The organism is Myceligenerans crystallogenes, from assembly GCF_039529775.1.
Classification (GTDB): domain Bacteria; phylum Actinomycetota; class Actinomycetes; order Actinomycetales; family Cellulomonadaceae; genus Myceligenerans; species Myceligenerans crystallogenes.
The window spans coordinates 399636-411453 of the sequence record NZ_BAAANL010000004.1 but is presented as its reverse complement, the minus strand read 5'-3'; the positions used below and the strand labels follow the sequence as shown (position 1 = coordinate 411453).

At 73.3% G+C, this 11818-nt stretch carries 11 protein-coding genes; 5 read left to right on the top strand and 6 right to left on the bottom strand.

Annotated features, from left to right (window positions below):
* Positions 1-6 precede the first annotated feature (6 nt).
* On the bottom strand, positions 7-1056 hold the full coding sequence (locus ABD208_RS12095) for a M23 family metallopeptidase (RefSeq protein ID WP_344103055.1): 1050 nt from the start codon (positions 1054-1056) through the stop codon (positions 7-9).
* Positions 1057-1060: 4 nt separating this feature from the next.
* Positions 1061-1609 carry a hypothetical protein gene (locus ABD208_RS12090; RefSeq protein WP_344103053.1) on the bottom strand — a complete coding sequence of 183 codons (549 nt, stop codon included), beginning with the start codon at positions 1607-1609 and terminating at the stop codon, positions 1061-1063.
* 217 nt (positions 1610-1826) lie between these two features.
* Between ABD208_RS12090 and ABD208_RS12085 the strand changes: the two genes are divergently transcribed.
* From ABD208_RS12085 to ABD208_RS12070, 4 genes are read left to right on the top strand one after another with little or no spacing between them, the layout of a single operon-like run.
* Entirely contained in the window at positions 1827-2471 is a 645-nt protein-coding gene (locus ABD208_RS12085) for a DUF6668 family protein (RefSeq protein WP_344103051.1), read from the top strand.
* A 13-nt stretch (positions 2472-2484) separates the two neighbouring features.
* A complete protein-coding gene (locus ABD208_RS12080) occupies positions 2485-2796 on the top strand; it encodes a hypothetical protein (RefSeq protein ID WP_344103049.1) in 312 nt (103 codons plus the stop codon).
* A gap of 5 nt (positions 2797-2801) precedes the next feature.
* Positions 2802-3524: a DUF8175 domain-containg protein gene (locus ABD208_RS12075; protein WP_344103047.1), complete on the top strand. Its 723-nt coding sequence runs from the start codon at positions 2802-2804 to the stop codon at positions 3522-3524.
* Between the two features lie 2 nt (positions 3525-3526).
* On the top strand, positions 3527-5194 hold the full coding sequence (locus tag ABD208_RS12070; RefSeq protein WP_344103045.1) for a hypothetical protein: 1668 nt from the start codon (positions 3527-3529) through the stop codon (positions 5192-5194).
* A 61-nt stretch (positions 5195-5255) separates the two neighbouring features.
* Here ABD208_RS12070 and ABD208_RS12065 read toward each other — a convergent pair whose 3' ends face one another.
* From ABD208_RS12065 to ABD208_RS12050, 4 genes are all read right to left on the bottom strand, one after another.
* Positions 5256-6893, bottom strand: a complete 1638-nt coding sequence (locus tag ABD208_RS12065) for an ATP/GTP-binding protein (RefSeq protein WP_344103042.1) — start codon at positions 6891-6893, stop codon at positions 5256-5258.
* Entirely contained in the window at positions 6893-8407 is a 1515-nt protein-coding gene (locus tag ABD208_RS12060; RefSeq protein ID WP_344103040.1) for an SCO6880 family protein, read from the bottom strand. The genes ABD208_RS12065 and ABD208_RS12060 overlap by 1 nt, the downstream gene beginning before the upstream one ends.
* 137 nt (positions 8408-8544) lie before the next feature.
* The gene (locus tag ABD208_RS12055; protein WP_344103038.1) at positions 8545-9306 is read right to left on the bottom strand and encodes a DnaJ domain-containing protein; all 762 of its coding nucleotides are present in this window, start codon (positions 9304-9306) and stop codon (positions 8545-8547) included.
* Positions 9303-10040 carry a hypothetical protein gene (locus tag ABD208_RS12050; RefSeq protein WP_344103035.1) on the bottom strand — a complete coding sequence of 246 codons (738 nt, stop codon included), beginning with the start codon at positions 10038-10040 and terminating at the stop codon, positions 9303-9305. The genes ABD208_RS12055 and ABD208_RS12050 overlap by 4 nt, the downstream gene beginning before the upstream one ends.
* 209 nt (positions 10041-10249) lie before the next feature.
* On the opposite strand from ABD208_RS12050, the gene ABD208_RS12045 reads away from it, so the two are divergent.
* Positions 10250-11698, top strand: a complete 1449-nt coding sequence (locus ABD208_RS12045) for a cellulase family glycosylhydrolase (RefSeq protein WP_344103032.1) — start codon at positions 10250-10252, stop codon at positions 11696-11698.
* Positions 11699-11818 lie beyond the last annotated feature (120 nt).

The window sequence follows — 11818 nt, the reverse complement described above, 5'->3', positions numbered from 1 at the left end:
GCCGGGTCAGGCGAGCGGCGCCCCCACCCGGGTCATGAAGGGCTCGGGATCCGTGGGCTGCCCGTTGACGTGGACCTCGAAGTGGAGGTGGCAGGCGGTGGAGTTGCCGGAGTCGCCCACCAGGCCGATCGGCTGCCCCGCCTCGACCCGCTGCCCCACGCTCACGTTGATCCCGTGCGACCACATGTGCAGGTACTTGGTGATGGTCCCGCGGCCGTGGTCGATCTCGATGATGCCGGTGCCCGAGCTGTCGAACCCGGCGAACGTGACCGTGCCGGACTGCGCGGCCCAGATGGGGCCGTCGCAACCGCCCGCGGCGAGGTCGGTCCCCGCGTGCAGCCGGTAGATCCCGGTCACGGGGTTGGTGCGCATCCCGAAACCCGAGGTGACCGGCCCGCGGCCGGGTTGCGCCCAGCCGCCCGGGGCGACCTCGCCCTCTTCCGCGGGGATGCCCGAGCACGCCGCGCCGCCGTCGCGCTGCTCGAGCCCGAGGTCGACGCCGCCGATGGCCTCGACGATGGTGACGGCGTCGGCGAAGAACGGCTCGTAGTGATAGGGGTCGGCGTTGACCTGCACGCGGTGGGCGACGATCGTGGGCGGGAGGGCGTCCCGGCCCTCGACGTCGCGCAGCACCTCGAAGAAGTTGGTGGCGCTGATGTACGGGTCCATGCGATCGGCGTAGGAGCCCCACGCGCCGTTGGCGCGCTGCTGGAACAGGCCACGGCTGTCCGGGCCGGCGGCGTCGCCGTGGTCCAGGACCCGGAGCGTCGACTCGCCGATGGCGGTCATGACGCCGATGGTGACGTCGCGGCCGCTCAGCTTCAGGTCGGAGCCGGCCCGGATGATGTGGGCGGCGTTGGTGAGCTGTTCGGCGTCGTACCCCTCGACGTCGGGGACGACGTCGTCGTCGATCGTGGCCGTGATCCCGCGGTCCGGGTTGCAGACCGCCGCGTTCGAGTCGCTCGCGACGAGAACGAAGAACAACAGGAACGCGAGCAGGCCGAGCGGGCTCAGGAGCAGGAGGACCGCCCCGATGCGGGCGGCCTTGTCGTTCATCCCGTCACTCCGCGGGTGGCGTGAGCCGGTCGACGAGCCAGGGCGCGTCCGCGTCCTCGCGGACGACGGTGACGAGGTACGGGCCGATGTCGGTGGGGACCTCGACCCGGCCGACGTAGCCGCTGCCGGCCTCGACGATCTCCGGCTCGCCCGTGACGCGGCCGACCGGGACGTTCGCGGGGTCGACCCAGGCGTAGTCCTGCGCGGCGAGCTGGGTGAGGTGGGGTTCGAGCCTCCGCCACCACGTGTCCCGGGGCACGTCGGTCGCGGCGAACGCCTCCATGACCGCGACCGCGGCGTCGCGGGCGGTCCGGCGCGACGCGCCGTCCCACTCGGGGAGCTGCTCGGGCTCGTAGACCTCGCCGGTGTCCTCGTCGATGATCACGCCCGACGCCGTCGGCAGGGGAGCGACTTCCGTGGGCCAGGCCGACGACGACGGCGCGGGGCCGGGTGACGCCGTGCGGGCGCGGTCGGCGGCGTCCGGCCCGGAGGTGCATCCGGTGAGGACCGTCAGGGTCGCTGCCAGGCTGATCACTGTGGCCCATGGGGTCACGGCCGCTCCTTGCACGTGGACGAGGACACCGAAAGGATTACGGCCGGCCGGGCGGCCGTCAATCGCCCGCACCGATGAGCGGCACATCCGCCGTATCACTACAGATCGGACCTCGGCGGAACTGCGGCCTTTTACTGGTGCGGGCGCACCATCCGGGCTATCTTCGGGCACGGCGGGGTCGGTGCCCGATCATGCGGGCCATCAGGAGGAACAGGCAGTGGACGACGGCGGTAACCCCTGGGTCAACGGGCAGGCGCAATCCCCCGTGCCCGCAGCGGCGGTCGCAGGACGGCTCCCGTCCCAGCCCGGGCAGACCGGACATGAGCTGCCCCCCGCGACCGGCCCGACGGCGCCGCAGCGCGGCGTGCCCGGACCGCGCGCGGGCACGGGTCTGCGCGTCGTCCGGCACGACGCCGCCGCGCGGCTGTGGATCCTCGGCGTCCACGGGGGCGCGGGCGAGACCTCGCTGGCGCTCCTCGACCCGGACTGGCGGCCGGCACAGCACGGCTGGCCGTACACCGGGCAAGAGGGCGCACGGGTGGTCCTCGCGGCCCGGTCGAACGCCGTCGGCCTCGAGACCGCGCGGATCGCCGCGACCCAGTGGGCGTCCGGGCAGGTGGGTTTCGCGGAGGTGGTCGGGCTGGTCGTCGTCGCCGACGCGCCCGGAGCCCTGCCGAAGCCGCTCAGGGATCTCGCCAAGGACGTCGCGGGCGGCGTCCCCCGCGTGTGGAACTTCCCGTGGGTCGAGGACTGGCGCCTCGGGGTGCCGCCGTCGCCGGCCTCCGCCCCGGACCCCGTCCGCAAGATCGTCAAAGACCTGAACGCCCTGGCCGGTCAGGGCTCCACCGGCTTGTCCCGCTGAAAGGAACCTCCTCGTGTCGATCGAACTCATCTCGGCAGTGGCCGACGTCGCGGCCGAGATCGTGACCGTCGTTCCCCAGGCCATTCCCGACCCCGAGCCGCAGGCCCCCGCCGGCCTGAGCGACGGCATGGCACGCATCCTCGGCGCCGCGAAGTGGATCGGGCTCGTCATCGTGGCCCTCGGTCTGATCGGTCAGATCGCCGGGTGGGCCTGGGCCTCGCGGCGCGGCGACGGCCAGGAGCACGTGCAGGGCCTCGCCTGGTCGATGGGCGCCGCGATGGGCATCGGCGCGGCCATCAGCGTGGTCGGCTGGATCGCCGGCTAGGCACGATGAACGACGCCGCAGACGCACCGAGCCCGTTCAGCCGGCCGGGATTCCTCGTCGCCGCGGTGGCGGTGGCCGGCGTGATCCTGCTCGCCGTCGTCCTGCTCCTCACCGACGAGGAGACGCCCGAGCCGGTCAGCGAGCCCGCCGGCTCCACGGCGCCCTCGTCCGCCGCGCCGGCCGACGAGCCCAGCGTCTGCGGCCTCGAGGGCGAGGTCACGGAAGGGCGGCTCACCAGCGCGCCCGAGGTGGACGCCTGGGAGTACCAGGTCACCGTGCCGTACCCGGTCTCGGCCGACCACGGACCCGGGGCCGTCACCGACGAGGGGGTGCGCCACTGCTACCAGCGGTCCCCCGAAGGAGCGCTGTACGCCGCGTCGAACGCGCTGGCGCAAGCCACCGACGGGACCGTGAAGGCGGCGTTCGCGGAGCACTTCGTCGCACCCGGCGGATCGCGGGAGCAGTTGCTGGCCGCGGCGCGACGGCCCGCGGACCCGGACGTCAGGTTCGCGCCCGCGGGGTTCCGGCTGCTCTCCTACGACGGCGGGTCGGCACGCGTCGAGATCGCGGCGACGGCGGTCGTCGACGGCGACGAGCTGTACTTCTCCCTCGTCTACCCGCTGATCTGGCGGGACGGTGACTGGAAACTGGACTCCGGCGGCATGGATCCCGGCTCGATGGCGGAGATCCCGGATGCCGCCGGGTACATCCCGTGGGGAGTGGAATAGCCATGGCCTGTGACGCCACCACGCTGCTCGATCCCGGCAGGTGCGCGAAGGAGGCGGCCGCGACCGCGTTCGACGGGGCCCTGGACGAACTGCGCCGGGGCGTCGTCGAGGCGACCGGCGACGTGGTCTCGTCGCTGGGCGGGATGTGGGTCGACGTCTCGCCCGTCGACCTGCGCGCCGGCGACCGGACCGGCGCCGCCGCCGGTGACCTCGCGGCGGAAGCCGGCCGGGACGTCTCCGAGGTGCTGGGCTACCTGCAGTGGATCGGGCTGGTCGTCGCCGCGGTCGGGCTCATCCTGCTCCTGGCCCGGATCGGCGCGCGGGCGAGGCGCGGGGAGCGTACGGCCGCCGTCGGGCGCATCGGGCTGGTCCTGGGCGGGGTGGTCCTCATCGGCGGTGCGTCGAGCCTCGCGGGTTTCGTGCTCGAGGGGAGCGGGCCCCGTGGCGGCGGGGCCGTCTACTTCCTGCAGTCCGCGTTGTGGTGGTACATGGGTGCCGCCGCGGTGGTCGCCGTGATCATCGCGGGGATCCGCATGGCCTGGGAGCAGCGGGCCCAGCCGGGCAGGGACCTCGTACGGGGGATGATCACCCTGGTCGTGGTGGCCGGCGCGGGCGTGACGATCATCCAGACCCTCATCGCGATCTCCGACAGCTTCTCGCGGTGGATCATCGATCGATCCCTGGGATGCGGGCCGTCGGAGACGGCCGCGTGCTTCGAGGAACGCATGAGCGACATCCTCGTCATCCCCGGTCCGGACAGGGCGGTCGCCGATCTGGAGCTGGGTTCGCTCACGATCATCATCCTGGGGCTGACCGCGATCCTCGTGTCCTTCGCGCAGATCATCCTGATGATCGCCCGCTCCGGGATGCTCGTCGTCCTGGCGGGAGTCCTGCCGCTCGCCGCCTCGGCCACCACCACGGAGACGGGACAGACGTGGTTCAAGCGCTCCGTCGGGTGGATCGCGGCCTTCATCCTGTACAAGCCCGCGGCGGCGGTGATCTACGCGGGAGCCTTCCAGCTCGTCGGCGCACCGCCCGGGCGCGCGTCCGGCGAGGCCGGCGCGTGGAACGCGTGCACGAGCGGCGACCTGTGCTCGGACGGCGGAACCGGCCTCTACTCCGTGCTCGCCGGGCTCATGTTCATGGTCCTCGCGGTGCTGGCGCTGCCCGCGCTCATGCGCTTCGTGGTGCCGGTGGTCGGCGCCGCGACCGGCGGCGGCAACCTGCCCGACGCCGCCGCGGTCGAGGTGCCCACCGGCGCCAGGCCGAGCAACGGCTCCGGCCTGTCCGGCCCCTCCGGTGCGCCCGCCGCCACCGGCCGCCGTCCGGGCGCGCCGGGCTGGTCCGGTCCGCCGGGCCCGGCCGGCGTCGTCGCGCACCCGAGCGGCGGCGGGAGCGGTCACGCGGCGCCCGGCAAGCCTCGCGTCAACGGCGCGGGCAGCGCCGCCGGCGGCAGGTCCCCGGCAGGGACGTCCGCCCGTCCGGGAGCGCGCCCGGGTGGCGGAGCGGGGTCCGACGGCGCGGGCACCGGCACCGGTCCGGCCGAGGGACCTGCCGGGACGGCGGCCGGGGCGAGCGCGGCGGGTACGCGGCGCACGGCCGGGCCGGGCGCGGCGGAACGCCGCGCCCGGGAGGCCGCCGGCGAGGAGGGCCCGACGGGAAGCGCCTGATCGCGGACGCCGGCCGGCATGCCGACTCCTCCCTCTGCAGCGCTGGAGCGAGCGGCCCGGCCTACGGCGAGTCCGTCTCGGACGGCAGCAGCGCGGGCCGGGACCGCACGTTGGTGACGTCGTCCTCGACCTCGGATCCCGCCGGCTCGCCCGCGCCGGGACCCACCCGGCTCTGCTGGTGCCAGCGCTGGTTCGTGTCGTTGATCGAGAGCTCGGCCGCCGTCAGCTCGACGGTGATCGGGATCCCGGGGCGCCCGCCCACCTTGACCAGGAACTTCCCCAGGCCCGGGGCGGCCGTCTCGCGGCCCGTCGCGGGATCCCACGCGGGCGGGTCCTGCCACCCGGTCACCATCTCCTGCTCGGCCTCCGACATCGGGATCGCCGACGTGAGCTGCGGCATCTCGGCGGCGGGCAACCCGCCGCAGATCACCATCCCGGACCGTTCGACGAACCCCTTCGCCTTCATCCGGTCCTCCTCGGTCGGCAGGGCCAGGAGGTCGCTCATCGTGTGCGAGACCATCGCCATCCCGACGCCCCGCTGCCGGTTCAGCCGCGTCAGCGCGTCGACGCGGTCCACCATCCCGCGCCCGGCCCGCAGCGCCCGCCACAGCTCGTCGAGGATCACGAAGTAGTGCCGCCGCGGTTCCAGCCCGACGTCGGCCAGCACGTTCGCGATGTTGACGGTCCCGAACCCGGCCGACCAGCACGCCAGCAGCACGGCCGCCTGCAGGTCCATCTCGGAGTCGTCGATCGCGGAGACGTCGTACACGACGGGCTTGTCGCGCCGCATCGGGTTGGTGGTCTGCTCGGAGAACATCCGGCCGAACCGGCCGCCCTCGACCAGCCCGATCAGCGACCGCTCGAGCCGCTCGGTGATGCGCTGGTAGTTGCCCTCGTCGCCGCGGTCGACGGCGACCGCGCGCACCGCGGGCGGCCCCACCTGGATGACCTTCAGCAGGTCCCGCAGCACGGGCACGCCGTCGTGCTCGTCGTCGAGCACGCGCAGCGCGCGGTCCAGCAGCGTGGCCTCGTGGTCCGACGGCGGTTCGCCGCGCACGATCGTCAGCAGCGCGAGCACCATGTTGAGCCGGCGCCCGTGCGCGTCGGCGAGCACCTCGCCCGCCTCCTTCACGTGACCGGCCGCCCGGAGCCGCGCGGCGGCGCCGGTCGCCTCACCCGGGTCGAGGATGTTCAGGAACCCCCGGTCCCGGCCCAGGGTGATGACCTGGCCCCCGAGCGCGCGCACCATGTCCAGGTAGTCCGGCTTGAGGTCGCCCAGCACCAGCGGCATGACGCCGTACCCGGCGAGCCCGGTCGCCATGCGCCGCACCACGGTGGACTTCCCCAGGCCCGGCTTGCCCAGCACGAACGTGCTCGGGTTGCTGATCAGCTTGGCCCGCTGGAACCAGGAGATCGGGTCGCAGCACAGCGTCGCGCCGGTGTTGATGTGCCGGCCCAGCGGCACGCCGATCATCGGCGCCCCGGTACCGACGGAGAACGGGAACAGCCCGCACACCTGCACCGTCGTCCCGCGCCACTCGTCCGGCGCCTCGATGTACGACGACGTCCCGCGCCCGTGACCGAACCAGCCCCGCGGGCCGGGTCGCAGCGGGCGGACCGGCCTGGCGGCGGGCTTGCCGCCGTCGGACCTCCTGAGCCCGCGGACCCCCTGCGGGCGTGCGTCCTCCTGCGCCGCCATCAGATGCGCTCCCGGACCTCGGCGGGCAGCGACAGGTGCTTGCTCAGCACCAGTCCCAGCGGGAGCGCGGCGGCGAACGCCGAGTCCTGCGCGCCGTAGACGGGCCGGATCCGGAGCCGGGCGATCGCCGAGAGGTTGTCCACCGCGGCGCGGGCGTCGGCCTCCTTGGCCGGGTCCAGCACCGTGGCCGTGACCAGCATGCCGAAGTTCACCAGGCCGGCGCCGGACGCCTCCTCCGCGGCGGTGGACGCCGCGGCGCGGACGGCCGCCGTGTCCCGGGCCGCGGGCTTGCGGGTCGCGGTCTGCCGGAACTCGGCGGCCCGCAGGTCCGCCTCGACCATCGCGGCCGCGCGGGCGGCGTCGATCGGCTTGTAGAGGAGGGTGACGCGCTTGCGCGCGATGTCGTGGTGCGGCGCGAGCAGCCGCGCCAGCACCCCGGACTGGACGACGCCCGACGGCGCGGCGGACATCGCCCATGTCACCGACCGGGCGGAGTCGTGCCGGTAGGAGTCCCACGAGGCCTCGGTCGCGCTCGGGCCGACGTCGGTCCACGAGATCTCCGGCCACTCGCCCGCGGCGTGGGCCTCGTCGATCAGCGGCGCGACGGCCGGGTCGTACGCGATGCGGACGACCTCGCAGACCTCCTGCGCGGACAGGGGATGCGTGGCGCCCGCGCCCGCCTCCTGGAGGGACGCGGTCAGGCCGGGCAGGCGGGAGGCGAGGTCGCGGCCCATCTCGTCCGGGTCGCGCCGCCTGGCGCCCGCTCGCGGAGTGGCGGAGAACGTCACCGAGACGTAGGCCCGCACCGTGGACGAACCCACGGGGTAGCTCGCGGCGGCCTCGCGCAGCATCGCACGGGCGAACTCGGGGGCGTCGTCGTCGATGTTGGCCTCGACCTCGCGGCGCAGCCGCGTGCCCGTGTCCGGCGCGGTCTCCACGGTGACCGCCGTCGCCTCGACGCCGATCTCGTTCCCGAGGCTCGCGAGCCAGTGGCCCCAGTCCGCGACCCAGCTGTCGATCTGGTCCTGGTCCACCAGGGACGCGCCGTCCGGCTCCGCGCCGATGACCACGGAGTACGTGCCGACCGCCGGCGTGTACAGCAGGGCGAACGGGCGGCCGTAGGAGTCGGTGTGCTCGCTGAGCCGGGTCGGGGCGAGGATGCCCGGCAGCTGGTAGGTGCCCCAGAGCGCGCGGCCGAGCGGGCCGCTGCGGTAGAGGTGCAGGCCCGCGGACCTCGCCCGGAACCAGCCCGCGCGTGCTCCCATGCGCGACAGGGCGTTCTTCCCGTGCACGTCGCGGATCACGAGCGTCGCGCCGGCGAGGACCAGCACGCCGAAGACGACCGCCGCGGTGACCAGGTTCGCGATCATCACCGTGAAGACCACGACCACCAGGCCGATCATCAGGCCGTAGGTACCGAACGTGCCGAGCCCGAACAGCCCGGCCGAGGTGGGACGGCGCCAGTTGCCGTAGGTGCGGGGGGCTCTGCGTCGCTCGTCGATCGTTACTGCCACGGGGGCCTTCCTTGCCAGGTCAGGTGCTGTGCCGGGGGCGAATATCCGAGGCCCAAGATAGCCGGAATGTCGGGCGTTTACACCTACAGGAAGGGGTGTGTGGCGGACGGATCAGAGGGGCCGGCGGGCCTGGCCCGTCACCTCCCGTTGCCGAGGACCAGCCAGATCCACACCCCGTAGAACGTCGTCGTCACGACGCCGATGACGATGGCCCACACGGCGGCCCAGCGGCCCTTGCGCCGGCCGTTCCGGGTCCGGATCAGCCCGGCGATCCCGAACGGGATGCCGAGCACGCCCGAGCAGGCCAGGGCCAGCACGAAGGCGGCGATCGAGATCTGGTCGGTCTGGGGCTCGGGAGACATCGGCGCCCAGCCCCGAGCGCCGTAGTGGTAGGGCACGGGCTGCGGGTACGGGCCCGGCTCGTGGTGGGTGGTCGCCTCCACGTACCCGTCGTACGGCTGCGTCCGCACCGGCTCGCGGTACGCCGGCTCGTGGTACGCCGGCTCGTGGTCCGGCTCCGGGCGGGCCGGCGGCGCGTCCCGCCGCGCCGACCAGTCGGTCTCCTGGCCCCACTCGTCCTCGTAGGGCAGGTCGTAGGTCGTCTCGCCGGTGTACGACGACGTCGTCGGCCGGCCGCCGTCACCGCCGGACGGGCCGGGCCGCGCCCGGGCGGCGTCCTGCCGCTCCAGGTCCCCGTCGAGCGCGGCACGCGCCGACGGGTCCAGCAGGATGTCGCGGGCGCGGTTGATCCGGGTCATCGCGGCCGGGTCGGCGCCGGCTCCCGCGCGGTCCGGGTGGTGCTGCTTGGCCAGCTCGCGGTGCACCGCGCGGATGACCGCGGGGCTCGCGTCGCGGGCCACGTGCAGCTCGGCGTACGCGTCGAAGACCTCCGCGGTCATGTCGTCAGCTGCCTGCGCTGGGCGGACAACCGGTAGTCGACCTGCTCCACCTGCCAGGTCGCCGCGCGCTCCTGGCGCGAGGCGAGCACGACGAGCGCGGCGACGTCGTCCATCTTCAGCACGCTCACCGTGTGGTACGGCCAGCCCCGGTCCGGCGTGTACCGGATCGCCTGTGCCTCGAAGAAGGTGGGTTCGCCGATGCGCGCGGCGATGCCGCGACGGACGGGTTCGGGCAGGTAGGCGACCTGTTCCAGGGCGTCCTGGAACGGGTTCCCGCCGCCGCCCGGGGAGGCGGCGGCGCCGTCGGGGACGAAGCCCGTGTCGTGCCGGACGTCGCCGACGCGGCGCCTCGGGACCTCGAGCGCCCGGAACTCCTGCAGGGTCGCCTGCGACCAGCCGCCGGACGCGCGGAACTTCCCGTCGGCGCGCGGGGCCAGCTCCTGCTCGCCGATCGCCGTGACGATGCGGCTCTGATCGGCCCACCAGCCGGTGCGACGCCGGAAGTAGCGGGGAGGGGTGCCGCGGCGGCGCGCGCCGGGCAGGAGCCTGGCCATGCTCGCGATCGGCGTACCCGGCAGCACCACCCCGGCCAGCTCGCGGAAGGTGAGGATCTCGCCGTTCCACTCGTCGGCGTCGACGGACCGGCCGCTGCCCGCCGCGGGGCGCGGGCCGCCCTGCGCGCCGGACGCCCGGACCGGCGCCGAGGATCCCGTGTAGCGCTCGATGCTTCCCAACCTGCGACCCCTGTGCTCGTGGTTCGTCGTCATACGGCGGCGCGGTCACGTCGCGCCTGCTCATCGCGCCACCGGCATGGTACCGGCGGAGGCCGGCGACAAGCAGGAAATGCGCGGGGCGCGCCCAGCGGCGTCGGACAACGCGAAACGTTTCGAGCGACTGCCGCGCCCTGGGCGCGTCCCGTAGGTTGACGCCGTCCATCATCAGCATGACCCGAACGGAGTTCCCCATGGCGCAGGTACGACGACGTGCCCGCTTGGCGGCAGCACTCGGTGCTGTCGTCAGCCTTCTCACCGCGGGCGCCCTCGGCATCGGAACCGCGACCACCGCGTCCGCCGCCGAAGGCTGCTCGGTCAGCTTCAAGATCGTCAACCAGTGGAGCGGTGGCTTCCAGGGTGACGTCACGGTCAAGAACCTGGGTTCGCCCGTCTCCTCCTGGAACCTCCAGTGGACGGCGGCGTCCGGCCAGACCGTCAGCCAGGCGTGGAACGCCACGGTGACGCAGTCCGGCTCGGCGATCTCCGCGAAGAACGTCTCCTGGAACGGCAACCTCGGCACCAACGGCACGGCGACGTTCGGCTTCATCTCGAGCGGCGGCGGGACGACGCCGAGCGCCTTCACGCTCAACGGCGTCGCGTGCACGGGCGGGGTCACCTCCAGCCCGAGCGCCACGCCGAGCACGTCGCCCAGCCCGAGCGTCACGCCCTCCCAGCCGACCGGCACGACGCCGGTGGCGATCAACGGCCAGCTCAAGGTGTGCGGCGTCAACCTCTGCAACCAGTACAACAAGCCGATCCAGCTGCGCGGCATGAGCACGCACGGGCTGCAGTGGTTCTGGGGCTGCTACAACGACGCGTCGATCGACGTCCTGGCCAACGACTGGAAGGCCGACGTCTTCCGCGCCGCCATGTACGTCAACGAGGACGGCTACGTGACCGACCCGGCCGGCTTCACCGCGAAGGTCAACACCCTCGTGGACGAGGCCGAGCAGCGCGGCATGTACTCGATCATCGACTTCCACACCCTCACGCCGGGTGACCCGAACGTGAACCTCGAGAACGCCAAGACCTTCTTCCGGAACGTGGCCACGCGCAACGCCGCCAAGAAGAACGTCATCTACGAGATCGCGAACGAGCCGAACGGCGTCAGCTGGGAGCAGATCCGCACCTACGCGAACCAGGTGATCCCGATCATCAAGGCCGCCGACCCCGACGCGGTCATCCTCGTCGGCACGCGCGGCTGGTCCTCGCTGGGCGTCTCGAACGGCGCGACGCACCAGGAGATCCTGAACGCCCCGCTCAACTTCGACAACATCATGTACACGTTCCACTTCTACGCGGCGTCGCACAAGGACAACTACCGCTCCGAGGTGCGGGCCGCGGCCGCCAAGCTGCCGCTGTTCGTCACCGAGTGGGGCACCGTGAGCGCGACCGGCGGCGGCGCCGTCGACATCCAGAGCTCCACGGCGTGGCTCGACCTGCTCGACTCGCTGAAGATCAGCCACGTGAACTGGACCTACTCCGACGCGAACGAGGGCAGCGGCGCGTTCCGCTCCGGCACCTGCGCGGGCGGCAACTACGGCACCTCGCAGCTCAGCGAGTCCGGCCAGTTCGTCCGCAGCCGCATCGTGACGGCGGACAACTTCCCGACCAGCTGACCTGGCTCGCCGGCAACACCACCGCACCAACCGCCGCCCCGGGCCTACCCGGGGCGGCGGCCCATTTCCCCGCGCTGACGGGGTGTCAGTAGCAGTTCGAATCCATTTGAAAGCCGCTCC